This is a genomic window from Sphingomonas fuzhouensis (assembly GCF_034659795.1).
In the GTDB taxonomy this organism is placed as follows: Bacteria; Pseudomonadota; Alphaproteobacteria; order Sphingomonadales; family Sphingomonadaceae; genus Sphingomonas; species Sphingomonas fuzhouensis.
Genome location: NZ_JAXSQY010000001.1, coordinates 724912 through 749880, shown reverse-complemented (window position 1 = coordinate 749880; position 24969 = coordinate 724912). Strand labels below are relative to the sequence as shown.

Here is a 24969-nt window from a genome sequence, read left to right as displayed (position 1 = left end):
TTTGCGGCGGTCCCCCTCCCCAAGCGAGCTTGGGGAGGAATGGGCCTAGCTGCTATGATCGGCGACGATCTTCCAGCCATCGGCGCGGTGCTCGAAGACCAGGGTGGTCATCCCGCTCTCGTCCGACGTGCCGCCCGACAGGTTCCACCGCGCGAACAGTATGCGGCGGTCGCCGATCCGCTTCAGCTCGAGGAAATCGAAACGCAGCTGCCCCCGGCTATTCCCGCCATCGGTGAAGCTCTTCCGGTATCTGTCGGCGATCGCCGCGCGTCCCTGGACCAGCCCGTTCCGTCCGACGAACACCGCATCGGGGGCGTAGATGGCGACGAACCGGTTCAGATCGCCCGCATTCCACGCCGCCGCGCTATCCAGCATCGCCGCCCGGATGCCAGCCGCCGCCGGATCGGTGACGGGGGCTGCGGCATGGACCGCCATGGGCGACAGCGCAAAGGCCGCCGCGATCGTCAGGCCGCGCATTCCAACTCTCCCTCGACCATCGCCCGCAGCGCCATCTCGTCCAGCGGCGCGGCGCATAGAAAGCCCTGATAGGTCTCGCATCCCAGCCGCCCGAGCAGCGCGGCCTGTTCCTGGGTTTCGACCCCTTCCGCCACGATGCCCATGCCCAGATGGGCCGCAATCCGGATGATCCCGCGCACCACCACCCGGTCGCGCCGTGATCCGTCCACCTCGGTCACCAGGGCCCGGTCAAGCTTCAGATAGTCGATCGGCAGGCTGGTCAGATAGGCCAGGCTGGAATAGCCGGTGCCGAAATCATCGATCGCCACCCGGATGCCTGCGTCGCGCAGCGTGTCGAGCACGGCGGCGGCGCGGTCCAGCTCGCGGATCAGCCCCGTCTCGGTAATCTCGACGGTCAGCCGCTCGATCGGAAAGCCGCTCGCCGCCACCCGGTCGAGGAAGATCCGCGCGAACCCCGCCCGCCCGACATCGGCGGCGGTAATATTGATCGACAACCGCAGATGCGACAGCGTTCCCGGCCAGCGCGCCGCGCGTTGCAGTGCGATCTGCTGGATATGATCGGACAGCGCGAGCCCCAGATCGGCGCGCTCGGCCGCCGCGAACAACGGGTCGGCACCCAGCGGCCCCAGCGTCGGGTGGCGCCAGCGGGCCAGCGCCTCGACACCGGTGATCCGCCCGGTCTTGATGGCGACCTGCGGCTGGAAGACGATGTCGATCTCGCCCCGCTCGATCGCGTGGTGGAGATCGGCGGCCAGCACGTCGAGCGGCGCGACATCGCCCGGATGCGCGAAGCGCAGCATCGCGCCGTCGCTGGCCTGCGCCTGGGCCAGCGCTTCGCCCGCCCGCGCGAGCAAATTGGCCGGGTCCTCATGCTGGCGGGACTCCGACAGGCCCAAGCGGACGCCCAGTCGGATCGGCACCGCCCCCGCCTGGAACGGCTGGGCGAGCAGGGCCTCCAGCGTCTCCGCGATCGCACGCGCATCGCGGCCATCCGCGACGCCCGCCATCACGAACTCGGCACCACCCGAACGTGCGACGATCGCCCGGTCGCCAAAGGCCTCGGCGGCGGCGGCCTGCATCCGCACCTCGACCCCGCGCAGCAGCATATTGCCCGCCGGTCGACCATGGGCAGCGTTGATCAGGTCCAGCCGCGACAAGGCGACGACAACCGCAACGCACGGGTCACCCCGGTCGAGCGCATCGGCGATCCAGCGATGGATTTCCCCGACTTCGCCGTCCGCATGGGTCCGCCGCCGCCGCACGTCGAGTGTCCGCCGCGCATGGCGCTCGGCGAGTTTCAGCGAGGCGTGCAGCATCGCATCGTCCGCGTCGGGCGCCAGGATATGGGTGACGCCCGCGGCCAGGAACGCGTCGAACGTCTCGGGCTCCGAATCGGGAATGGCGACCAGCATCGCGGCACCGGTCGCGGCGATCACAGCCCCCAGCGCCTGGGCCGCGCGAAGCCCCGCATCGCTCGATCCGCGTGCATCGATAAAGGCGACCCGCGCCTCGCTGGCCAGAAAAGAACCGACCAACACGTCGCCCGCGGGCGGCTCGCCATCGCGCGGCGCCATAGACCAGATCGCCCAGCCGCCGCGGATGATGGCTTCGTCCAGCATCGCAGGATGGTGGAACGAAAGCGCAAAGATCGCCGTTCCTCTGCGGTGGGCGTTAAAACCGAATTCATCCTGCGTCATGGGCGCACCCTATCCACCGCCACTGGGATCACCAACGGCAATCCACCTTGTTCGCGTCCCGCCTTGGGGCTACCGTCATGACGATGGGGCGTGTCAATATTCCGACCAATATGGCGGATGCCATATCCGCGGCGGACCGGCACCCGGCCGCCGGATCGCTGGTCGATCGTCATGGCCGGACGATCCGCTATCTGCGTATTTCCGTGACCGATCGATGCGACCTGCGCTGCCGCTATTGCATGGCCGAGCAGATGACCTTCCTGCCCCGCGCCAAGCTGTTGAGCCTGGACGAAATCGCGATCATCGCCGAACGCTTCATCGCGCGCGGCGTGACCCGTATTCGCCTGTCGGGCGGTGAGCCGCTGGTCCGGCGCGACGTGGGCGATCTGGTCAAGCGGCTGGGCGGACATGTCGGCCATGGCCTGGACGAGCTGACCATGACGACCAACGGCACCCGGCTGGCCGATCATGCGGGCGCGCTGGTCGATGCGGGAATCCGGCGGATCAATGTCAGCCTGGACAGCCGCGACCCCGAGCGTTTCCGCTACATCACCCGGCACGGCGATGTGGGACAGGTGATCCATGGCATCCTCTCCGCGCGCGACGCAGGACTTGCGATCAAGATCAACATGGTCGCGCTCAAGGGACTGAACGAAGACGAGATCGGTTCGATGCTGTCATGGTGCGTTTCGGAGCAATTGGATCTTTCGCTGATCGAGACGATGCCGCTGGGCGCGATCGATGAGGATCGGGTCGACCGTTTCCTGCCGCTGACCGCCGTGTTCGACGGGCTGGCGGCACAGTTCCCCCTGACCCGCGCCGGGCACCGCACCGGCGGCCCCGCCCGCTATTGGCAGGTGGAGGGTAGTGGAACCCGGCTTGGCCTGATTTCTCCCCTCACCGCGAATTTTTGCGATGGCTGCAACCGGGTGAGGCTGACGACCGAGGGCAAGCTGTATATGTGTCTTGGTCATGAGGATCAGGTGGATTTGAAGGCCGCGCTGCGGGACGGGGGCATCGCGGCGCTGGACGCGGCGATCGATGCGGGGCTGGCGGCCAAGCCCGCCCGGCATGATTTCCGTATCGAGTCGGGATCGGCCCCGGCGGTATCGCGTCATATGAGCGTGACCGGCGGATGACGCATCCCGTCCGGCGGGCGATCGTCGCCTCGCCTACCGCGCCCGCGCAGGCGGCGGTCGCCGATCTTCAGAATAGCAGCGACTGGGTCGATTTCGACGAGGCCGATTATGTCATCGCGCTGGGCGGCGACGGCTTCATGCTCCAGACGCTGCACCGGATGCTGGAGCGGCGACGCGGGCCCGTGCCGGTGTTCGGCATGAACCTGGGCACCGTCGGTTTCCTGATGAACGAATGGCGCAGCTATGGGCTGGAAGAGCGGTTGATGCGCGCCAAGCCCTTCCGCGTCACCCCGCTTCAGATGACGGCGACCGGGATCGATGGCCGCGTCCATACCCTGCCCGCGATCAACGAAGTGTCGCTGCTGCGCGAAACCCGCCAGACCGCCAAGCTGGAGGTCGCGGTCAATGGCCGCATTGTCCTGCCCGAACTGGCGTGCGACGGTATCCTGGCGGCGACCCCGGCGGGATCGACCGCCTATAATTTCTCGGCGCAGGGCCCGATCCTGCCGCTCGGCTCGGCGCTGATCGCGCTGACCCCAATCAGCCCCTTCCGCCCCCGACGCTGGCGCGGCGCGATCCTCCCCGACAAGGCGCGCATCTCGATCAAGGTCCTCGATCCCGGCAAGCGCCCCGTCTCGGCGGTGGCCGACCAGCGCGAAGTCCGCGACGTGGCACAGGTCGATATCTGCATGGACCGCTCGCGCGAACTCACCCTTATGTTCGACCCCGAACATGCGCTCGACGACCGCATCACGATGGAGCAGTTCGTCTCCTGACGAGCGGCAGCACATCCCCCTAATCCTCCCCTGCAAGGGGAGGTGGCGCGCGTAGCGCGTCGGAGGGGTGTCACCCCTATCGAGAGCGGGACACCCCTCCGTCAGGCCTTCGGCCTGCCACCTCCCCTTTCAGGGGAGGAATGTAAGTCAACTGAGGCCCGACCCGCTTTTATCCACAGCTTTGGCGGGCAGACTTACGCAAAACCGTCAAAAAAGGGGTTGCGGCTTTTTTCGAGCCCTTTATAGGACCCCTCCACAGCGCCGGAACATTCCCTGATAGCTCAGCGGTAGAGCTCTCGACTGTTAATCGAGCGGCCGTAGGTTCGAATCCTACTCAGGGAGCCACCGGCGCTGTCTTCTCCCAGACAGCGCCAGCCATGACGGGTCAGCCGTCGATCACATGCGGCACGAACCGCGCGGTGTTCGACGTGATGAGGCCGTCCTCGCGGATGCCCATCCCAACGCCTGCGCCGTCGACCACCCAGCTTCCCAGCACCGGAAAACAGCCCGGCGCCGCCTCGGGCAGGCGATAGAGCGACTGGTAGATATAGCCTTCCTCGCCATAATCCCCCGCCGTCTCCGCGACGATGGCCCCGGCCTTGCGGATCGAGACATTGGCCCCTTCCCGCGAGAGCAGCGGTTTGGCGACCGCATCGCCGTTCGGGATCGTGAAGCTGGTGGGCAACAGGTTGGGATGACCGGGGAACAGGTCCCACAGCACCGGCAGAATCGCCTTGTTCGACCAGATCATCTTCCAGATCGGCTCGATCCAGGTCAGGTCGCCCCGTTCCAGATTGTCGAGGAGATGCGGCGCGAACGCTTCCTGCACCAGCCATTCCCAGGGATAGAGCTTGAACAGCGCCTCGATCCGCACATCCGCTTCGTCGACAAAGCAATGAGTGGCGTGATTCCAGCCGATCCGCTCCATCAGGATCGGCATGGTCGTGATCCCCGCCGCCTCGGCCGTGTCGCGCACATAGGCGGCGGTGACGGCATCCTCGCCCGCCAGATCCTCGACATGCGCGACATGGAGCGTGGCGGGCAACGCGGGCGCGATTTCCGCCCAACGGGCGACCAGCGCCTCATGCAGGCTGTTGAACTGGTCGAGCGCCGGGAAAACCTCCTCCTTCCACGCCCATTGCACGACCGCCGCTTCGAGTAGCGAGGTCGGCGTGTCGCAATTGAACTCGAACAATTTGGGCGCGTCACCTCCGTCATAGCCGAGATCGAACCGACCGAAGTTCAACGAAGGCGGCTCGGCCTCCCAGGCTTCGCGAATCGGATCGTGAAAGGCCGCCGGAATGGCGAAGCGGTTCAGCAGCGCCGGATCGCTGACCACCGCCTCCCCTGCCGCCAGGAACAGCCGGTACAGCTCGGTCGTCGCGCCTTCGATCACATCGATTTGCGCGCGGGTAAAGCGATAACAGGCGCTTTCGTCCCAATAGGGCCGCTCGCGCCCCTCATGCCAGATCAGGCCCAGCGCCTCGACCTTGGCCTGCCAATCGGGCCGGGGGGTCAGGGTCTGGCGGATCATGCGTGGATGCTGCCGAAGCGATGGGCCGATGCGCCGAAGCCGCCCCGGCTGACGGCAGCGGCGCGGGTCATTGCGCTACCGGCGGGCGCAAAACCATAGCGGGCGCCAGGCGCGGCGCGAAAGCTGCCGCCGGTCGCGCGTTCGCCGAAAAAGGGAATGGGCCGACCACGGCCGAGAAAATACCAGAAGGCCCCGCCGCCGCCCACGCGGTGCTGCCGACAACGATCATCGGGCAGGCGCGTACCTTGTGCGTCGGTGCAGATCGCCGTGTCGCGATCGGCGGTCCAATTGTCATCAGCTTTGGCCCGGTTGCATCCGCTGGCCAGCAGCGCCGCCGCCATCGCCGTCGTAAATTTCAGATCAAAAGCCATTTCGTCCCTCCCGCGCCCATCATGGTGCAGGATCGGCGCGCTTGGCCAGAAAAATGGAAAGGCGCCGGTGAACCCTGTCCACCGACGCCCTTACGACTCCCGACCTTAGCGGCAGCGGACCTTGCCGCGATCGATCGAACGGCCAAGCAGCGCACCGCCGCCCGCGCCCAGCAGCGTGCCCAGCGTCCCGCCGCCGATGACATTGCCCAGCACGCCGCCGCCGACCGCACCGATCACCAGGCCGGTAGTGCCGTCATTGCGCTTGCAATAGGTGCGGCCGTCGCGACCACGGAAAATCTGGTCGTCGCGGGTCAGGCGACGCTCGCGGTGGTTGCCGCGGCGATAGTCGCGCGAGGCATCCCAGTCGTTGCGATCGCCATGCCAGCGATAGTCGCGCTCCTGTGCGACGGCGGGCGTGGCGGCGATCGGGGCAGCAACGGTAACGACGGCCAAAGCGGCGAGCAGGGCTTTCATGGCAGGTCTCCTTAATCTTCAAGCGGGCACAACGCGCGTCGCGCAAACCCGTTCAATCCCGACGCGACTGGCACCCTTGGGGCATGTCGGGCATTGAACGCCCATGCGCCAAGCCACCACCATCATCACCTTCGGCACCCAGGGTCAGGGCCTGACCGAGATCACTCGATCGGTCACTGCCTGGGTCCGCGAACAGGACATGGACGAGGGGCTGTTGACCCTGTTCTGCCGCCATACCTCGGCCTCGCTCATCATTCAGGAGAATGCCGCGCCGGAGGTGAAGACCGATATCCTCGATTATTTCGCACGGATCGCGCCCGAGGATGTCCGTGCCTATGCCCATGACGATGAGGGGCCCGACGACATGCCCGCGCATCTGCGCAGCATCCTGACCGGCGTGAACCTGTCGATCCCGCTGATCGACGGGCGGCTGGCGCTGGGAACTTGGCAGGGCATCTATCTGTTCGAACATCGTCGGGCACCGCACCGGCGGCAGATCGCGCTGCATCTGGCCGGAGACTAACACGCAATTCATCGCGGGAGCCAAACCGTTCATCGACCGTTTTGCTGCCATACGCTACAGGACTGGTGTCGCTCGGCACGGCCGGACGGCAGGAAAGGAAAAAAGTCCATGCAATTCGGTCGTAAGATCGCGCTCGCGCTGGTCGGCGCCAGCACCTTGATGGTCGCGGGATGCGCGACCGAAACCACCTATCGCCCCGCCACCGGATCGGGCTTCTACCGCACCGGCTATTCCGACCAGCAGTTGGAGCCGGGTCGTTTCATCGTCAGCTTCGCGGGCAACACCGTCACCTCGCGTGATACGGTCGAGCGTTATCTGCTGTACCGCGCGGCCGAGCTGACTTTGGCCAATGGCTATGATTATTTCGTGATGGCCGATCGTGACACGCAGCTGCGCTCGCGCACCTATTCGACGCCCGGTGCCTTTGGGCCGGGCTTCGGCGGCTGGGGCGGCGGCTGGTGGGGTCCGTCGTGGCGCTATTATGGCCGCGGCTTCGGTTGGCGCAGCTGGGACCCGTTCTGGGGTGATCCCTTCTTCGGCAACAACATGGATATCAACACCATCGACCGCTACGAAGCGACCGCCGAGATCGTGATGCGCAAGGGCCCGATCCCGCGCGACAATCTCCGCGCCTTCGACGCCCGCGCGATCGTCGCCACGATCGGGCCGACGGTGGTGCTGCCGAAGTAAGTCGGCATCGATGCCCGAAGATGGGGCGGTCACCTTTCGGGGTGGCCGCCCTTTTTCGTAAGGCGTCAGGGGCGTCCGCCACGCACCCGGCGAGCATTGACCATCCCCCGCAACGCTTCGGCGCGGACCTGCAACTCACGTTCCTCGGACAGCGACAGTCCGTCCTGCCCGAAGCGCTCGGCCAGCTCGCCGATCGCGGCATCCTCTCGCCGGAAGGACCGGGCCTCGGCGCGCGATATGTCTCCGCTGCGTCGCGCCGCGCGGATCGAGCGGCGGATATCCCGGCGATCCGCGGCAAAGCTCGGCTGGTTGGGCATGGCGATGATATCAGCCGGCGGTCCGGCACTGACGAACTGCGCAGGCGCATTGGCGGGCAGCGTAGCCATTATGGCGACCAGAATCGCATAGCGTTTCATGATTGATCCTCCCTGTCGGCTGAGGATCGCGCGGCCGGGCTGAACGAAGGCTGTCCGACATTCCTGCCCTGTAAGGGGGTGTGACAGCGCAGAGCGCTGACGGAGGGGGGCAACGCTGGTCGAGGTGCCCCACCACCACCGCTTCGCGGCGGTCCCCCTCCCCATCAGAGATGGGGAGGAATGAAAAGGGCGGCGAACCGAAGTCCGCCGCCCTATTATTCTGCCGATCGTAAAACGATCAGGCCGTCACCGCTCCGTGGCAATGCTTGTACTTCAGGCCCGAGCCGCAGGGGCACGGCGCGTTGCGGTTGACGCGGCCTTCCCACTGGGCGGGATCGGTGCCGAGATCCATGCCCTCGGGCTGCGGGATCTGCATCGGCGGCATCTGCGGCTGGAGCAGCCCGCGCGCGGCGGCATCCCAATCGTTGCTATTGTCCTCGCCGGTGAACGGATCGAAGTGCGAGGTGATGAAGTCCGGCAGCTCGGGCAGTTCCGGCGGGGCCTGAAGCTGGAACTGGGCATAGGCGATGGTGCGGGTGACATCCTCGCGGATATTGTCGAGCATCCGCTGGAACAGCGAAAACGCCTCGTGCTTATACTCGTTGATCGGCGTCTTCTGCGCATAGGCGCGCAGGTGGACGACTTGGCGCAGCGCGTCGAGCGTCGCCAGATGCTCCTTCCAGTGATGATCCAGATTCTGGAGCAGGATCGACTTTTCGACGCTCGCCCAGGTTTCCGGCTCCAGCTCCTTGGCCTTGGCCTCGACCATCGCATCGGCCTCGGCGGTCACGCGCTCCAGCACGATTTCGGGGTCGATCGCTTCCTCGGTCAGCCAGTCGTCGACCGGCAGCTCGAGGTTCAGCTGGTCCTTGAGCAGCTGCTTCATGCCCGCAACATCCCACTGCTCGGGATAGCTGTTGGGCGGGCAGGCGGTGCCGACGATCGCGTTGATCGTCTCGGCGCGCATGTCGGCGACGACATCGCCGACCGTCTCGGCATCCATGATGTCGGAGCGCTGTTCGTAGATGACCTTGCGCTGGTCGTTCATCACGTCATCATATTCGACGACCTGCTTGCGGATGTCGTAGTTGCGCGCCTCTACCTTCTTCTGCGCGGTCTCGATCGCCTTGGACAGCCACTTGCTGCCGATCGCCTCGCCATCCTCGATATTGCTGCGCATCATCTTGGCGAACAGCGTGTCCGGCCCGAAGATGCGGAGCAGATCGTCGTCGAGACTGAGATAGAAGCGCGACAGGCCCGGATCACCCTGACGGCCCGAACGGCCGCGCAGCTGATTGTCGATACGGCGGCTTTCATGGCGTTCGGTGCCGAGCACGAACAGGCCGCCCGCCTCCAGCACCTTCTGCTTTTCGGCGGCGATCTCGGCGCGGATACGGGTCGCCGCTTCCTCATATTCGGGCGTGCCCTCGACCAGCTCGGGATGCTCGTCCAGCATCCGGAATTCGAGGTTGCCGCCCAGCTGAATGTCGGTGCCGCGACCGGCCATGTTGGTCGCGATAGTGACGGCACCCAGACGGCCCGCCTGCGCGACGATATGCGCCTCCATCTCGTGATAGCGGGCGTTCAGCACCTTGTGGGGTACGTTCTCCTGGGTCAGGAACTCGCTGAGCAGCTCGGACTTCTCGATCGAGACGGTGCCGACCAGCACCGGCTGGCCCTTGGCGGCATGGTCGCGGATCTTCTTGGCGATCGCCAGGAACTTGTCCTGGGTGTTCTTGTAAAATTCGTCTTCCTCGTCGACGCGTGCGATCGGCAGATTGGTCGGGATGGTGACGACGTTGATCTTGTAGATGTCGTAGAATTCGCCCGCTTCCGTGGCGGCGGTCCCGGTCATGCCCGAAATCTTCGGGTACATGCGGAAATAATTCTGGAAGGTGATCGAGGCCATGGTCTGGTTCTCGGGCTCGATATTGACGCCCTCCTTCGCCTCGACCGCCTGGTGGAGGCCTTCCGACCAGCGACGTCCGTCCATCATGCGGCCGGTGAACTCGTCGATGATGATGACCTTGCCGTCCTTCACGATGTAATCGGTGTCGCGCTTGAACATCATGTTCGCACGCAGCGCCTGGTTCAGGTGGTGGACGACCTGGGTATTCTCGAAGTCGTAGAGATTTTCGCCCTGGAGCAGCCCCGCCGCCTCCAGCAGGCGCTCGGCGCGCTCGGTGCCGTCCTCGGTCAGGATGATCGACTTCTGCTTCTCATCCTTCTCGTAATCATCCTCGGTCAGCTGCTTCACGATCGCGTCGACGCCGATATACAGCTCGGACTTGTCGTCGGTCGGGCCGGAGATGATGAGCGGGGTGCGCGCCTCGTCGATCAGGATCGAGTCGACCTCGTCGACGATCGCGTAGTTGAAGGGGCGCTGCACCATTGAGGAGCGCTCATACTTCATATTGTCGCGAAGATAGTCGAAGCCGAACTCGTTGTTCGTGCCATAGGTGATGTCGGCGTCATAGGCCGCGCGGCGCTGCGCATCGTCCAGATTGGGGATGATGGTGCCGGTGGTCAGCCCCAGGAAATTATAGATGCGGCCCATGGTCGCGGCGTCGCGGCTGGCCAGATAGTCGTTGACGGTGACGACATGCACGCCCTTGCCGGGCAGCGCGTTGAGATAGGTGGCGAGCGTGGCGACCAGCGTCTTGCCCTCGCCCGTGCGCATCTCGGCGATCTCACCGCGATGAAGGACGATGCCGCCGATCATCTGCACGTCATAGTGACGCTGACCCAGCACGCGCTTGGCCGCTTCGCGCACGGTCGCAAAGGCTTCGGGCAACAGGCTGTCGAGCGTCGCGCCCTGATCCAGCTGCTCGCGGAACTTGACCGTCTGCGCGGCGAGCTGGTGGTCGCTCATCGCCGCCATCGTCGGCTCGAAGTCGGCGATCTTGGCGACCAGGGGCTTGAGCGACTTGACATAACGGTCGTTGGACGAACCGAACAGGGACTTGGCGAGGCCGCCGAACATAAGCGATTTCCTGACTGAAATATCGTGAGACTGGCGCGGCGCCAAAGACTGGAGGCGCGCGCGGCTGCAATGGCAAGGAAAGGGTCGGTCGAGACCGACGCCGGGCCTATTCGCGCCGACGGCCCATGAAGATCGCGGTAATCGGCCGGGGTGTGGTCGCCCGGAAAAGCCCGAGCGGCCGGGCGCTATCCACCAGCGCGGCAAGCGCCTGCACCGGCCGGGTCGCGGCGCGCGCCACGGCAGCCTGCTTGGCAGCCGCCACGATGCAACGCTCGGCAACGACCCCGCGCGCCTCCTGCCCACGCGCACTCGCGCCCACGCCGGTCAGCGCGGACAAAAGGGCAGAAAGGAGCAGAAGCAGGTTCATGCGAGACTTGTCTTAGGCAGATACGCGCCGCGCGTCCATCCGTTGCATGTGGTCCTGCACGGGACCCCACATATCGCCCCACCCCGGTCCAGCCGATCCGTATCAAAGCCGTCGCCCCGGCGTGGGTCAAGGCGATGGAAGCGCTTGCCCCCGATCCCCGCTCGGCTATTTAGCTTGGCCCCATGAGCACCGCCATTTCGCCCCTCGCCCAGCCCTTCCCCCCTCTGCCCGAAATCGATGGCGTAACGCTTCGCGTCGCCCGCGCGCAGTATAAGAAGTGGGACCGGACCGACCTGACCTTCGTGACGCTGCCCGAGGGGACGAGCGTGGCGGGCGTGCTGACCACCAGCAAATGCCCCAGCCCGGAAGTGGAATGGTGCCGCAAGGCGCTGGTGCTGGGTCAGGCCCGTGCGCTGGTCGTCAATGCGGGCAACTCCAACGCCTTTACCGGGCACCGGGGCCGGGCCGCGGTGGAGGCGATCGCCGCGCGCGCGGCGGCGGCCGTCGACTGCCAGCCGTCGGACATATTTGTCGCCTCGACCGGCGTGATCGGCGTGCCGCTGCCCATCGACAAGGCGGAAGCGGGCCTGGATGCCGCCTTCACCGCCGAGCCTTGCGGCTGGGAGGATGCCGCCGCGACGATCATGACCACCGACACCTTCGCCAAGGGTGCGACGACCACGGCCATCGTCGATGGCCGCACGGTGACGCTGGCCGGGATCATCAAGGGCTCCGGCATGATCGCGCCCGACATGGCGACGATGCTGGGCTTCATCTTCACCGACGCCGCCGTCGCCCCGGAATTCCTGCAACGCGCGCTCAGCGCCGCCAACGGCCGCAGCTTTTCGTGCATCACGGTCGATGGCGACACCTCGACCAGCGATACGGTGCTGGCCTTTGCCACGGGCAAGGCGGGCAATGCCCTGCTCACCGACGATGACAGTGACGGGGCCGACGCCTTCCGCGCCGCGCTGGCCGATCTGTGCCATCAGCTCGCATTGCTCGTCGTGCGTGACGGCGAAGGCGCGACCAAGCTCATCGAAATCCGGGTCGAGGGCGCGGAGAGCGACCGCTCGGCGCACCGCATCGCCATGTCGATCGCCAACTCGCCGCTGGTGAAGACCGCCATTGCGGGGGAGGATGCGAATTGGGGCCGCGTCGTCATGGCGGTCGGCAAGGCGGGCGAACCGGCGGAGCGTGACAGGCTGTCGATCCGCTTCGGCGAGACCCTGGTCGCGCACGAAGGTCTGGCGGTCGAGAGATATGACGAGGCCCCGGTTGCCCAGCATCTGAAGGGCCGGGAAATCGCAGTCGGCGTCGACCTGGGCCTGGGCGACGGCGTTGCGACGGTTTGGACCTGCGACCTGACGCATGGCTATATCTCGATCAACGCCGATTACCGGAGCTGACGCCGCGATGCTGACCATCTGGGGGCGCCTGAACTCGCACAATGTGAAGAAGGTCGTCTGGCTGGCCGAGGAAATGGGGCTGGCCTATGACCGCCACGACGTCGGCGGCGCGTTCGGGATGGATGCGGCGTATCGCGCGCTCAATCCCAATGCGTTGATCCCGACGATCGAGGATGACGGCTTCGTCCTGTGGGAATCGAACAGCATCCTGCGCTATCTGGCGGCGACGCATGGAGGCGAGGCCTTCTATCCGGCCGATCCGCAGGCGCGGGCTTCGCTGGAGCGATGGATGGACTGGGGCTTCACCTGGGCCGATGCGATCCGGCCGATCTTCTTCCAGATGGTGCGCACCGAAGCCGACCAGCGCGACACCGCGCTGGTCGAGCGGAGCGTGGCGCGGGCGGCGGGCCTGTCGGCGATCCTGGACGATGTGCTGGGGCGGCAGGAATGGCTGTCGGGTCATGCATTCGGCATCGGGGACATTCCCGTCGCGGCCTATGCGAATACGTGGTTCCAGTTGCCGGTCGAGCGGCCGTCACGGCCCAATCTGGAGCGCTGGTATGCGGCGTTGCAGGACCGCCCGCCATTTCGCGACGTCGTGATGATCCCGCTCAGCTGACGCACCATCATCCGTCATTGCGAGCGTAGCGAAGCAATGACGGCGGATATCAAAAGGGCCGCTCCCAACGAACGGGAGCGGCCCTCTTATTCAGATCGACACAAGCGTCAGAGCGCGCCTTCGAGCCAGGCCTTGATCCGGCCCTTGGGCTCGGCACCGACCTTGGTCGCGGCGGCGGCACCGCCCTTGAACAGGATCATCGTCGGGATGCCGCGCACGCCGTAACGACCGGGCGCGTCGGGATTGTCGTCGATGTTCAGCTTGGCGATCGTCACCTGCTCGCCCAGCTCTTCGGACAGCTCTTCCAGCGACGGGCCGATCATCTTGCACGGTCCGCACCACTCGGCCCAGAAATCGACCAGCACCGGCTTGTCGGAGTTGAGGACGTCCGCCTCAAAGCTGGCGTCGGTGATCTGCTTGGTTGCCATGTTTCTTCACTCCTTGGATTGTCATCCATCTAGGATGCAGGCGTCGGTCGCTCAACCACCGAACGCCAAGCTTTGCTCCCCATCGCGATAGCCGGGCTTGTGCGCGGCCAGCACCGCATCGGGCACGCGGACCAGCCTGGGCCCCGCCGTATACAGCAGCGCCACCGATACTGGTCGACCGGGAAAGATCACTTCCAACGCCGCGGCATAGCCCGCCATCTGCGCCAGATGGAATAGCGGCACGTCCTCGATCCCCGTCGGCGCACGCCGCCCCGTCTTGTAATCGATCAGCGAAATCGCGTCCGCCTCGATCAGCAGCCGGTCGACCCGGCCCGAGACGACCAGTCCGTTGGCCAGCGTCGCCGCAATAGGCACCTCGGCCAGCGAGCCCGGCCCGAACAGCCGGGCATAGGCCGGATCGTCGAGGATCGCGAAGACGGCGGCCGTCACATCGGCGCGCAAGGCCGCATCCTCGACCCCCGCCGCCTGGGTCAACCAGCGTTCCGCCGCGCCCCGCCGCGCCTCGACCGCGACCGGCGGCAGGCGTTCGAGCAGGCAGTGGATCAGCCGCCCACGCTCCGCCGCCGCGCGCATCGCCGGTGTGGGCGGCGGATCGGCGACCATATCCTCGCCCAGCGATGACGGCGCCAGCGGACGGGGCGGGCGCGACTCTTGCGGGGCCGGGCTGTGCACCCAATAGGGCAGCGCGGTCGCTTCGCGCTCGGCGGGGGCGACGGCCGAACCGGGGCGCAGCGCGACCGGCGGCTGCGGCCGGGTGCCGAGGAACAGGCGCGACTGGCCATCCCCTGGCTCGGTCTCCGGCACGCCCAGCGCGGTCATCGCGCGGGCGCAGGTCGCGTACCAGCTATGCATCGGCGGCACCCCCGCCGCCCGCTTGCCCAGCGCGCCGGTGATGACGAGTTGCTCTTCCGCACGCGTCGCCGCGACATAGAAGAGCCGCCAATGCTCGGCCAGTTCGCGCGCGGCGATCTCGGCGGCCACCGCGTCGAGCGGCCCACCCCGCTCCTCGGCGCGCGGCGGGAAGACCGGAATGGGCAACGCGCCGGGCTCGGGCGTCCAGCGCAGGATCGACCTTGGCGAAGCGGTCGGATCGGCGGTGGCATCGGCCAGGATGACGAGCGGCGCCTGCAACCCCTTGGAGCCATGCGCGGTCATCACCCGCACCGCATCGAGCGGCGCGGACGGATCGCGCACGATCTCGACATCGCCGCGATCGAACCAGTCGAGGAAACGCTGGAGCGAGGGCGTGGTCGTGCTCTCGAAGGTCAGCGCGGCGTTGAGCAGTTCCTCGATCGGATCGCGCGCCTCGGTGCCTAATCGGCGGATCAGCTTGCGGCGACCGTCGAGCGGGCCGGACAGCAATTCCTCCAGAAACTGGTACGGTGTGAACACGTCGGCGCGCGCCAGCATCTGGCGGAGCGGGGCCAGGTCCTCGACGGGCAGGGTCCGCGTCAGATGCGCCCAAAGCGATCCCCTCGCCCGGTGCCCCGCCGCCATCAAACGCTCCTGCGACCAGCCGATCAGCGGCGACACGAGCAGGGACGCGAGCGAAAGATCGTCCTCCGGCTGCAACACGAAGCGCACCGCCGCCAGCAGATCCTGCACCGCCAGCGGCGCGTTCAGGCGCAGCCGGTCGACGCCCGCCACCGGCACTCCCTCGGCATAGAGGCGCGCGACGATCAGCGAGGCCAGGTCACCGCGCCGCTTGACCAGGATCATGATGTCCTGCGGCTCAAGCCTGCGGCCCTTGCTCTCCAGCATGACGCCGTCATCGAGCCAGCGACGGACGGCGCGCGCGATGTCGGTGGCGACTTTGCGCACCGCATCATCGATCCACGCCTCTTCATCCTCGTCGCTGCCGCCCGCCACCACCGGCGGCCAGAGCGTGACGCGGCCGGGGCCCTTCACTTCGCTGGCGTGGCGTTCGACCTCGCCCGCCATGCCCATGCCGGGTTCGCCCAGCGCCTCGATCGCGGCATCGACAAACTCCAGGATCGGCGTGGTCGAGCGGAAGCTATGGGTCAGCGACAGCTGGTTGAACGGCAGGCCGCGTTCATCCTCGGGCCATTCATCGTCACCCGCGACCTCCTCGGCGCGGCGCGAGAAATGGAGTTCGGCCGCCTGGAAGTTGATCGGGTCGGTCCCCTGAAAGCCGAAGATCGCCTGTTTGTGATCGCCGACGGTGAACAGCGTCCGCGTCGAGGGGGCATAGAGGCCGCGCCCGACGAAGAACTCGTCGGCCAGCGCGCGGACGATCCGCCACTGGTGCGCATTGGTGTCCTGCGCCTCGTCGATCAGGACATGTTCAGTCACCTGATCCAGCTTGTAGCGGACCCATTCGCCGATGCCGGGCCGCTCCAGCAGTTCGACAGTGGTGCGGATCAGATCGTCGAAATCGACCGCGCCGATCGCCCGCTTGGACAGGGTATAGGCACGCGCATAGTCGCGCCCGACGGTCAGCGCATCGGCCAGCAGATCGGCATGCCGCGCCCGTGCCGCCAGACCCAGCAAATGGCGGCATGCCTCACCCAGCTCGCGCGCCATATCTTCATAATCGGGGTCGGCATCGGTCAGCTTCTTGGACGCCTTGCGCGGCTCGCCCTTGGCGGTGAAGACCGTGCCCATCAGCTCTTCGAGCCCGGCCACCCGCCCCGCCCGGTCGCTGCCCAGCCAGCGTTCGAGGACGATCGCCGCCTTTTCGCCGGTCGCAGTGCCCCAGGCGCGGTTCGCCCCCGCCAGCCGCGCGACCGCATCCTCGTCAATCTCCTCGACACCCTCGGCAATCGCCGCGTCGATATCGCCCGAGGGCAGGTCGAGCGCACGCCGCAGCCAGGGCTGGATGCCGGTGGGCAGCGTCTCCAGCGCGCCCGGTGCGCGGGCACAGGCGGCAAGGAACGCCTCCGCCCCGCCCTCCCCCAGCCGCAGCGACAGCGCGCCGACCGTCTCGACCGGGCCGACCCGGCCTTCGCGCTCGGCGGTCTCCAGCATCCGCGCCAGCGCCTCGCGCGCCAGCACCGCCTCTTCGCGCGCCTCCAGCGGCCGGAAGCCGGGGGCCAGCCCTGCCTCGACCGGGAAGGCCGCGAGCAGGCCCTGGCAGAAGCCATGGATGGTCTGGATACGCAGGCCGCCGCCCGGCGCGTCGAGCACGCGCGCGAACAACGTCCGCGCCCGTTCCCGCAGGTCCGGCGTTGCGGCCTCCCCCAAGGCCTTCAGATCGGCGAACAGCTCGGTCTCGGGCATCCGCACCCAGGCGGCGAGGCGGCCGTTGATCCGCTGCGCCATCTCCGCCGCGCCCGCCTTGGTAAAGGTCAGGCACAATATCGCCTCCGGCGCGACGCCGCGCAGCAGCAGGCGGAAGACACGCGCCGCCAGCACCTGCGTCTTGCCCGTGCCCGCCGAGGCGGACAGCCAGACATGGGCGGCGGGGTCGCTCGCGGCGGCCTGATCGCCCTTCAGCGGCGGCAGATTCGCCATGGGCCGCGCGGTCATGTCGTCACTCCGGGATCACCGATCACGGCCATACCATTCATCCCGCCGCATCAGTTGGTCATATTCGGCATAGGGCGCATATTCGGGCACCAGCTTGGCGGTGAACGGCGCATCACCGGTCAGCCATTGGCCCGCCGCCTCCGTGAAATTGGCCGCCGCGATGCTGACGAACTCATCGGTACGGATACGCTCGCGCTTGCCATCGGGATCGACCGGCGTGGCGATATAGCCCAGCCCCTCGCGCCCCCGGCCCAGCGACCAATATTCGAAGCCGCCCGCCTTGCCGATGACGCCCTCGAACCCGCCACGCTCGGCGATCAGGCCGAGCAGCCCCAGTTGCAGGCTGAACCCCTCGCGCACGGCGGCGGTGGAGGGCGGCTTGCCGGTCTTGTAGTCGATCACCACCAGCGAACCATCGGCGGCCTTGTCGATCCGGTCGAACCGCCCGGTCAGCGTCACCCCCGCCAGCTTGGCCTCGCCCTTGCCCTCGGCGCTGAGGACGTGACGGCCCTCGGTGGCCTTGGCGGCGACCTCGGCGGCGATCCAGTCGATCGCCTCGATCAGCCGCGGCTGCCAGAGCGCGCGCATCATCGGATGGGTCCGCTGGTCGCGCAACATCGCCAGGGCGCGGGGGCGAAGCGCGGAGACATCGCACCGGTCCTCCTTCCACCACATCTCCAGAATGTCGTGGACGGCGGTGCCACGCCATGCCGCGCTGGGGTCGGCATCGACCGGATCGAGCGGCGACAGGCGCAGCACCCGGCGCGCGTAAAAGGCGTAAGGGTCGGCCTTGAGCCGGTCGACCTCGGTCACCGAAATCGTCGTGGGGCGCAGCACGGCAGGCGGCTTGGGCGCGGGGCGGTCGGCGGGGGTGTAATCGTCGGGCCGGTCGAGCTTTTCGGCCCAGCGTGCAAGGCTGGGATGCGCCTCGAACCGCTCGCCCGCCATCGCCTGCAGGCGCAGCCAGAAGCGTGAGGCCAGGGTCGGCCCGCTCGCATCGCGGCGCGCACGGGTCAGGATCGCGCGGGGCGCACCCATCGCCTGCGCCAGATCATGCGCGGCGATACCGATCCGCTGCTCCAAGCCGACCAGCCCCAAGAGCGAACGGATACGCGGCGCCAGCCACGGATCGGGCGCGGGCCGCCCCGGCCAGACACCCTCGTTCAGCCCACCCGCGATCATCAGGTCGGCGGTCTGAAGCCGCGCCTCGATCGGGCCATAGATGGCGAGTCGGGGATGCTGCCCCTCGCGCGGGATGGCGCGGATCGCGATCTCGTCGAACAGGCTGCGGAGCAGGGCCGGAAGCTCGGCGGGGTCGACCCGCGCGGGGCCGTGATCGGCCTGTTCCTCATAGCCCGCCAGAAACTCCGCCGCCGCCCGGCCCGCTGGCCCCGTCCATAGCGCGTCGCCGCACAGGGTCTGGCCGCATTCGCGCAGACAGGCGAGCAGGCTACGCATCCCTTGCGGTCCGTCGCCGAAGGTCCGCCCGACCGCCTCCAGCATCGGCGCGGCCTTGGCCCAGAAGGCGGCGGCGGTGGGCTTGTCGGCGATATGCGCGGCAATCCCCTCCAGCCCTGGCGCAGGCCGAGGCCCCCGCAGCGCCTGATCGAGAGCGCGCACGCCGTCCAGCCAGTCGACCCGCTCCATCTCGCCATGGATCAGCGGATGCTTGAGCAGCGCCAGCAAAGGCAGCGGCGCGAAAGCTTGCGCCGCCGCCTCGGCCAGTTGCAACAGGAAGGTGCCCGGCAGCAGGATCGAAAGGGGCCGCCCCGCCGTATCGTCGATCAGGATGTTCCAGCGCCGACAATGCGCCGCCACCCGCCGTGCCAGCGCCCGGTCCGGCGTGACGAGCGCGGCGGTCCGGCCCGGTTCCTCGACCGCCTCGCGCAGGGCCAGCGCGATCGCCTGCGCCTCTTCGGCGGGGGTGGCGAGCTCGATGGTCGACACGCCCGACAGCCGCCGGTCCTCGGCGGGCAGTTCGGTCCATTTGCCGGTGAAGTCGGCCGGGGCCATGGCATTGGCGATGGCACGCCCGCGCGCGGGCCCGGCATCATAATCGCCGCCGCCGCGCCACACCGTCACCTCGCCGCGGCCGACGCTCATACGGTCGAGCAGCAGCTTCAGCGCATATTGCGGATGCGTCTCGATCGACCGGCGGGCCCGCCCGGTATCGGGGTCGGGCTTGTGCGGCCCGAGCGCGTTCCACTCCTCGTCCGGCATGGTCAGGTCCAGCCCGGCAAAGACCACCGACCCGCCCGGCATCTCCGACACGCAGCGCAGCAGCCGCGCCACCGCAGGCGCGGTATCGGTAACGCCCGCCGCGCAGACGAACCCGGCGGGCTGCGCCTCACGCCAGCGCGCCGTGATCCGATCGAGCAGCAGCGTGCGTCGCCGGGCCGCATCGATCCGCCCCATCTTCGCGAGCACGGCGGGCCAGCGGTCGAGCACCACGGAAAAGGTCGCCAGCGCCGACTGCCAATGCTCGGTCAGTTCGGGGCCCAGATCGAGTGCGGCGAGTTCGGCCGGATCGACCTCCTCGACCAGCATCTGGTCCAGCGTGCGCGCCAGATCGCCCGCCAGCCGTACCGCCTCGGCCGCCGTCACCGGCTGGCCCGCGCGCTGCCGCTCCTGCTCGACCAACCGGGCCAGGATCATCCGGCGCGCCGAGGGCGCGATGGCGGGCGGCGGGGGTGCCTCGGCATCCGCGGGGTCGAGCGCGGAGCCCGCCGCCTCGCCCAGTTCGGGATCGCCCAGCGCCACCATGCGCGGCAGGATCAGGCCGCCGCCGCTGGCGCGCACGAACGCCTCGGTCACCGCGCGGACGCCGCGATTGGTCGGCAGCAGGATCATGCCCTGCGCCAGCATCAGCGGATCGCCACCGGTCCGCCGCATCAGCCCGGCGACCAGCGCATCGGCGAAACCGCGATGCGCGGGGATGGTGTGCAGCCTCGGGCGACGCGGCTCAGCCATCCGTCAGGATCAGCTCCGTGCGCGGGATCGCGGCGGGGGTGCCGACATCGAACCACAGGCCCTGATGGACCTGGCCATAAGCACGTCCCGCCTCGATCGCCCGGTTCCAGAACAGATTGGTCGAGAACGGCCCCTCCGGCGCATCGACGATCAGGCGCGGGTGCAGGATCTGTAGCCCGGTATAGGAAAAGGGCGCGACACGGCCCTGCGCCCGCCGCGCGGTGATGCGGCCATCGGCACCGAGATGGAAATCGCCCTGCCCCTGATGATTATGCGCGCGGGCCAGCGGCACCATCAGCAACAGCGCATCCATCACGCCTTCGTCCCAGCGCGACGACAACAGGCGGATCGCATCGACCGGGCCGTCAATCCACAGATTGTCGCTGTTGACGACGAGCACGGGTTCGTCACCCAGTAACGGCCGCGCCTTGACCAGCCCACCGCCGGTTTCGAGCAGCTGATCCCGCTCGTCGGAGATGATGATCTCGATCCCCGGAAAACGGTCCCGCAGATGCGCTTCCAACTGGTCGGCGAGGTAATGGACGTTGACCACCGCCCGCTCGACCCCCGCCGCGACCAGCCGCTCGAAGACGTGATCGATCAGCGGCTTGCCCGCCACCGATACCAACGGCTTGGGGCGCGTGGCGGTCAGCGGGCGCATCCGCTTGCCCAACCCCGCCGCCATCACCATCGCGGTGCGCGGCACCTGCCCCGAAGGCGTGGGACGGAGCGAGAGTTGGCGGGTCATTGGGACAACACCTTCGGATCGCCGCGCAGTTCGGGCGGCACATTGTCGTCGAACCACGCCGCGACCGGGGCCAGCACCGGCTGCGACAGATCTCGCTCCAGATAGGCCCAGACGCGCGGGCACAGCGCGGCATAACGCGGCTTGCCGTCGCGCTTCCACAGGCGGGTGAAGATACCCAGAATCTTGGCGTTCCGCTGTGCGCCCAGCACATGATAGGCGTCCAGAAAGGCATCGCCCTCGCCCGTCGTCGCCAGATACCGCTGGAGCATCGCCTGTTCGATCGACGGCTCGACATCGCGCCGCGCATCCTGAAGCAGCGAGACGAGGTCATAGGCGGGATGCCCCGCCAGCGCGTCCTGGAAATCGAGCAGGCCGAGCGTACGCTTCGGCCCGACCAGCATCAGATTTTCGACATGATAGTCGCGCAGCACGGTGACGGGCTTGTCGGCCAGCGCATGGGCGAACACCTGGTCCCAGGCGGCGCGATAGCCCTCGACATCGACATCCAAGCCGACGGCGGGCGTGTACCATTCGGGGAACAACGCCACCTCGCGGTGGAGGACGGCCTCGTCATAAGGGGCCAGCCCCTCAGGGGCATGGCCGCGCAGCGCCGCGAGCAGATCGACCGCGTCGCTGTACAATTTCACCGTCGCGTCGGGATCGGCCTCGATCGCCTCGCGCATCCGATCGTCGCCGAAATCCTCGATCAGGACGAGGCCGCGCGCTTCGTCCGCCCCCAGGATCGCGGGCGCGGCAAAGCCCCGGCCGACCAGCCAGCGCGCGATCGCGATGAACGGGCGCGGGTCCTCGTGCGGCGGCGGCGCGTCCATCAGGACGGCGCGGCGCTCCGCCAGCGTCACCCGGAAATAGCGGCGGAACGACGCGTCCCCGGCGAGCGGAGCGATCACCGCCCCCTCCCATCCCAGCGTCGTCAGAAAGGCGGGCGCATCCGCCGGAGGGGTCATATCGGCCATCGCATTTCCCAGCCCGAGGGCACCTTCGCTGTCAAGATACGTCCGCCGTCCGGGTCCATCGCGATGGTCAGCGCTAGCGCCTGCGGCCAGGCGCCCTCGCCCGCACGGTCGGGCCATTCGACGATCAGCGCGGAGTCCCACAGCGCCTCGTCCAGCCCCAGTTCCTCCATCTGCTCGGGCCCGTCGAGCCGGTAGAGATCGACATGCAGGACGGGAAACGCGGTTTCGGGCGGGGCATAGGGCTGAACGATGGCAAAGCTGGGGGAAGGTGCCTCGCCCGGCAGACCGAGCGCGGCAAGTACCCCGCGCGCCAGACTGGTCTTGCCCGCCCCCAGCGTGCCGGTCAGCGTCACCACGTCACCGGGGCGAATATGCGTCGCCAGCCGTCGTCCGAAATCCTCGGTCGCGGCGGCATCGGCCAGCCGGATCGTCATGCCTTGTCCTTCTCCGTCACACGGCGTGGCAGTTCGACCGTGACCAGCGTGCCCTCCCCCGGCTCGGAGAGCAGGGTGATGGTGCCGCCATGCGCCTCGACGAATTTCTTCGCGAGCGGCAGGCCCAGGCCCAGCGCGCGTTCGCCCGTCGCCTTGATCCCCGGCTCGGCGAAACGGTTGAAGGCGCGAGCCACCGCCTCTTGGTCCATACCTTGCCCGTCATCGGACACCACGATCCGCGCCCGCACGGCATCGCCATCGGCATGGAGCAGGATGCGCCCGCCTTCCGGCGTCTGTTCGACCGCGTGGCGGAGCAGATGCTCGATCGTCTCCTGCAGGCGGCGACGGTCGCCGGTGACGCGCCCCAGCGAGCGGTGGACCTCAACCGCGAAGTCCAGCTTGCGCCGCCCCGCGATCGGCCGGATCGTATCGGCGGCGGCGCGTGCGACGCGGGCCAGCTCGACATCCTCGCGCGCAATCCCGCCATCGGCCTGGTCGCGGGTCAGGTCGAGCACATCATCGACCAACAGGCCCAGCCGCTCGGTCGATTCGAGGATCGCCTCGACATAGGTCGTCGCGGTCTCGGGCAGCGGCCCGGCGAAGCCGCCATGCAGCATCTCGGCAAAACCGCTGATCGAGGTCAGCGGCGTGCGCAGCTCATAGCTCATATTGGCGACGAAGGCGGTCTTGACCTTGTCCGCCGCCTCCAGCGCATCGGCACGGTCGCGCAAGGCTTGTTCGGCACGGCGGCTGTCGGTGATGTCGAGCAGGGTGAACAGCGCATTGCCATCGGGCAGCGGCACGCCCGCAAATTCGAAATGCCGCCCATCGGCAAAGGCGACACGGCCGCCGCGCTGCTGCCGCTCGATCGTCGCGGAGCGGACCAGATCGACGATCAGCGCCGAGCGGCCCGGTGTCGCCAGCCGCTCGGCCACGCGCTCGGCAAAGGCGTCCACACGCGGATGGCTGGTCAGGAAATCCTCCTCCAGACCCCAGAGCGCGCGGAAGCGGTTGTTCCACAGCTGCAACCGGCCATCGGCGGCGAACACGCCCAGCGCCTCGAACAGATTGTCGAAGGTCGCGGTCCGCACCCTCAGCAACGTGTCGCGCGCGGAGGCCAACTGCACCTCCTCAGTGCGATCCTCGAAGATCATCAGCAGCCCGCCATCGGGCAGCGGCTGCGCCACGACGCGCAGGTGCGTGCCGCCGGGCAGATGCCATTGCTCCTCGATCCCGCCGCTCGCCTGACGGAACCAGCCGACCCGCTCGGCCTTCCAACCGGGAAAGTCGCGGACCTCGGGGCTGCGATTGGCCTCGCGCATCCGCTCCAGGATACGGTCGAACTCCGGATGATCGGCCAGCCACTCGGCCCGCATCGCGAACATACGGCGGAAGGGCTGGTTGCAGAAGACGAGGCCGCGATCGGGCCCGAAATGCGCCACCGCCGCCGACAGCCGGTCGAGCATCGCCCGCTGTGCCTCGGCAAAGCGCTTGGCACCCGCACGCGACTGTTCGAGATCCTCGATATCGACCGCGAAGCCCGCGATCCCGCCGGTGGGCAGCGGCACGTCGAAGATACGTAGTGCCCGACGCGCCCCGTCGATCGTGGCGGGCAGCACCTGCTCATGCGGCTGTCCCCGATCGCGCGCCGCCGCCGCCCCCGCCAGCGGTCCGCCGCGCCCCGATCCTTCCACCAGTTCCAGCCCGCGCCCGACGACATCGGCGGCATCGCGCCCCTCGACCGCCTCGACATAGGCGCTGTTCACCATGGCGAGCCGCAGGTCGGGCCCGCGATACCACATGGGCAAGGGGGCCGCCTCGATCAGGCCGGTCAGCGCCTGAAAGGCATCCCCCAGCCGCTTGGCTTCGCCGTCAAGCCGAACGATCTCGTCCTGCGCCTCGGTCATGTCGAAGACCCAGATGACGACCTCTCCGCCCGCGCCCTGATGGGCCGGTGCCCGCGCCCCCTCGAACAACAAGGTGCGTGCGGAGCCCTGCGGCCGGACGATCCGGCGGAAACGACGCCCGGTCTTCTGCGCGGCGGTCAGGTCGGTCGCGAACACCGCCTGATCCTCGGCCGTCAGACCCGCATCGTCATCGGACAGTTCTTCCAAAAAGCGCGCGACATCGGCGAGGCCCAGCCAGTCGGCAAGGCGTCGGGGCATCTCGATCCGCCCGTCGCTGCGGACCACCATCGCCTGGGCCGGGCCTGCGCACATCAGCGCGTGAAGCCGGTCGCGCTCCAGCCGCACCGTCGACGCCTCCGCCCGCGCGCGAACGCCGAGATAGAGAAGGACCATGCCGACCACGATCAGCCCACAGGCCCCTGCGCCCAGCAGGACCGCCTCGGTATTGCCGATCGTAATCATTGGAGAAGGGCCGGACCGGAACGCTGCATCCCCGCATCTCTAGCCCGATCGACAGGCGATA

21 protein-coding genes and 1 tRNA gene are annotated in these 24969 nt (G+C 67.9%); 7 read left to right on the top strand and 15 right to left on the bottom strand.

All coding sequences use genetic code 11. The features are described from left to right. Positions 1-45 precede the first annotated feature (45 nt). The gene (locus U1H82_RS03525; RefSeq protein ID WP_322963534.1) at positions 46-477 is read right to left on the bottom strand and encodes a YybH family protein; all 432 of its coding nucleotides are present in this window, start codon (positions 475-477) and stop codon (positions 46-48) included. After that, positions 465-2174: a putative bifunctional diguanylate cyclase/phosphodiesterase gene (locus U1H82_RS03520; protein WP_322963533.1), complete on the bottom strand. Its 1710-nt coding sequence runs from the start codon at positions 2172-2174 to the stop codon at positions 465-467. Before U1H82_RS03520 ends, U1H82_RS03525 begins: the two co-directional genes overlap by 13 nt. A gap of 110 nt (positions 2175-2284) precedes the next feature. On the opposite strand from U1H82_RS03520, the gene moaA reads away from it, so the two are divergent. The 3 genes from moaA to U1H82_RS03505 all read left to right on the top strand — a co-directional run bounded on the left by moaA (position 2285) and on the right by U1H82_RS03505 (position 4434). Continuing rightward, complete coding sequence (moaA, locus tag U1H82_RS03515) at positions 2285-3313, top strand: GTP 3',8-cyclase MoaA (RefSeq protein WP_322963783.1); 1029 nt, start codon at positions 2285-2287, stop codon at positions 3311-3313. Next, positions 3310-4089, top strand: a complete 780-nt coding sequence (locus U1H82_RS03510; RefSeq protein WP_322963532.1) for an NAD kinase — start codon at positions 3310-3312, stop codon at positions 4087-4089. Before moaA ends, U1H82_RS03510 begins: the two co-directional genes overlap by 4 nt. Positions 4090-4359: 270 nt before the next feature. Further along, positions 4360-4434 (top strand) — tRNA-Asn (locus U1H82_RS03505). Positions 4435-4474: 40 nt separating this feature from the next. Here U1H82_RS03505 and U1H82_RS03500 read toward each other — a convergent pair. The 3 genes from U1H82_RS03500 to U1H82_RS03490 all read right to left on the bottom strand — a co-directional run bounded on the left by U1H82_RS03500 (position 4475) and on the right by U1H82_RS03490 (position 6468). Then, a complete protein-coding gene (locus tag U1H82_RS03500) occupies positions 4475-5623 on the bottom strand; it encodes a glutathionylspermidine synthase family protein (protein ID WP_322963531.1) in 1149 nt (382 codons plus the stop codon). Continuing rightward, positions 5620-5994, bottom strand: coding sequence for a hypothetical protein (locus U1H82_RS03495; RefSeq protein WP_322963530.1), 375 nt, complete (start codon positions 5992-5994; stop codon positions 5620-5622). The genes U1H82_RS03500 and U1H82_RS03495 overlap by 4 nt, the downstream gene beginning before the upstream one ends. A gap of 105 nt (positions 5995-6099) precedes the next feature. After that, entirely contained in the window at positions 6100-6468 is a 369-nt protein-coding gene (locus tag U1H82_RS03490; RefSeq protein WP_322963529.1) for a glycine zipper 2TM domain-containing protein, read from the bottom strand. A 103-nt stretch (positions 6469-6571) separates the two neighbouring features. Here U1H82_RS03490 and U1H82_RS03485 point away from each other — a divergent pair, with 103 nt between their 5' ends. Both U1H82_RS03485 and U1H82_RS03480 read left to right on the top strand, forming a co-directional pair. Next, a complete protein-coding gene (locus U1H82_RS03485) occupies positions 6572-6991 on the top strand; it encodes a secondary thiamine-phosphate synthase enzyme YjbQ (protein WP_322963528.1) in 420 nt (139 codons plus the stop codon). 108 nt (positions 6992-7099) lie between these two features. Further along, a complete protein-coding gene (locus U1H82_RS03480) occupies positions 7100-7681 on the top strand; it encodes a CC0125/CC1285 family lipoprotein (protein ID WP_322963527.1) in 582 nt (193 codons plus the stop codon). Positions 7682-7746: 65 nt separating this feature from the next. On the opposite strand, the gene U1H82_RS03475 is transcribed toward U1H82_RS03480, so the two are convergent. From U1H82_RS03475 to U1H82_RS03465, 3 genes are all read right to left on the bottom strand, one after another. After that, positions 7747-8097: a hypothetical protein gene (locus U1H82_RS03475; protein ID WP_322963526.1), complete on the bottom strand. Its 351-nt coding sequence runs from the start codon at positions 8095-8097 to the stop codon at positions 7747-7749. Positions 8098-8335: 238 nt separating this feature from the next. Continuing rightward, positions 8336-11080, bottom strand: a complete 2745-nt coding sequence (secA, locus tag U1H82_RS03470; RefSeq protein ID WP_322963525.1) for a preprotein translocase subunit SecA — start codon at positions 11078-11080, stop codon at positions 8336-8338. A gap of 106 nt (positions 11081-11186) precedes the next feature. After that, positions 11187-11447, bottom strand: coding sequence for a hypothetical protein (locus tag U1H82_RS03465; protein ID WP_322963524.1), 261 nt, complete (start codon positions 11445-11447; stop codon positions 11187-11189). A gap of 182 nt (positions 11448-11629) precedes the next feature. On the opposite strand from U1H82_RS03465, the gene argJ reads away from it, so the two are divergent. Together argJ and U1H82_RS03455 are read left to right on the top strand one after the other, a co-directional pair. Next, positions 11630-12856 carry a bifunctional glutamate N-acetyltransferase/amino-acid acetyltransferase ArgJ gene (argJ, locus tag U1H82_RS03460; RefSeq protein WP_322963523.1) on the top strand — a complete coding sequence of 409 codons (1227 nt, stop codon included), beginning with the start codon at positions 11630-11632 and terminating at the stop codon, positions 12854-12856. A gap of 7 nt (positions 12857-12863) precedes the next feature. Continuing rightward, entirely contained in the window at positions 12864-13475 is a 612-nt protein-coding gene (locus U1H82_RS03455; protein ID WP_322963522.1) for a glutathione S-transferase family protein, read from the top strand. Between the two features lie 107 nt (positions 13476-13582). On the opposite strand, the gene trxA is transcribed toward U1H82_RS03455, so the two are convergent. From trxA to U1H82_RS03420, 7 genes are read right to left on the bottom strand one after another with little or no spacing between them, the layout of a single operon-like run. Continuing rightward, positions 13583-13903 carry a thioredoxin gene (trxA, locus tag U1H82_RS03450; RefSeq protein ID WP_007404159.1) on the bottom strand — a complete coding sequence of 107 codons (321 nt, stop codon included), beginning with the start codon at positions 13901-13903 and terminating at the stop codon, positions 13583-13585. A gap of 51 nt (positions 13904-13954) precedes the next feature. Next, the gene (addA, locus tag U1H82_RS03445; RefSeq protein WP_322963521.1) at positions 13955-17413 is read right to left on the bottom strand and encodes a double-strand break repair helicase AddA; all 3459 of its coding nucleotides are present in this window, start codon (positions 17411-17413) and stop codon (positions 13955-13957) included. Between the two features lie 15 nt (positions 17414-17428). After that, a complete protein-coding gene (addB, locus tag U1H82_RS03440; protein ID WP_322963520.1) occupies positions 17429-20383 on the bottom strand; it encodes a double-strand break repair protein AddB in 2955 nt (984 codons plus the stop codon). Further along, positions 20376-21131, bottom strand: a complete 756-nt coding sequence (locus U1H82_RS03435) for a nucleotidyltransferase family protein (protein ID WP_322963519.1) — start codon at positions 21129-21131, stop codon at positions 20376-20378. Before U1H82_RS03435 ends, addB begins: the two co-directional genes overlap by 8 nt. Further along, the gene (locus tag U1H82_RS03430) at positions 21128-22096 is read right to left on the bottom strand and encodes an aminoglycoside phosphotransferase family protein (protein ID WP_322963782.1); all 969 of its coding nucleotides are present in this window, start codon (positions 22094-22096) and stop codon (positions 21128-21130) included. Before U1H82_RS03430 ends, U1H82_RS03435 begins: the two co-directional genes overlap by 4 nt. Continuing rightward, positions 22093-22539, bottom strand: coding sequence for a tRNA (adenosine(37)-N6)-threonylcarbamoyltransferase complex ATPase subunit type 1 TsaE (tsaE, locus tag U1H82_RS03425; protein WP_322963518.1), 447 nt, complete (start codon positions 22537-22539; stop codon positions 22093-22095). Before tsaE ends, U1H82_RS03430 begins: the two co-directional genes overlap by 4 nt. After that, positions 22536-24908, bottom strand: a complete 2373-nt coding sequence (locus tag U1H82_RS03420) for a sensor histidine kinase (protein ID WP_322963517.1) — start codon at positions 24906-24908, stop codon at positions 22536-22538. Before U1H82_RS03420 ends, tsaE begins: the two co-directional genes overlap by 4 nt. Positions 24909-24969: the final 61 nt, after the last annotated feature.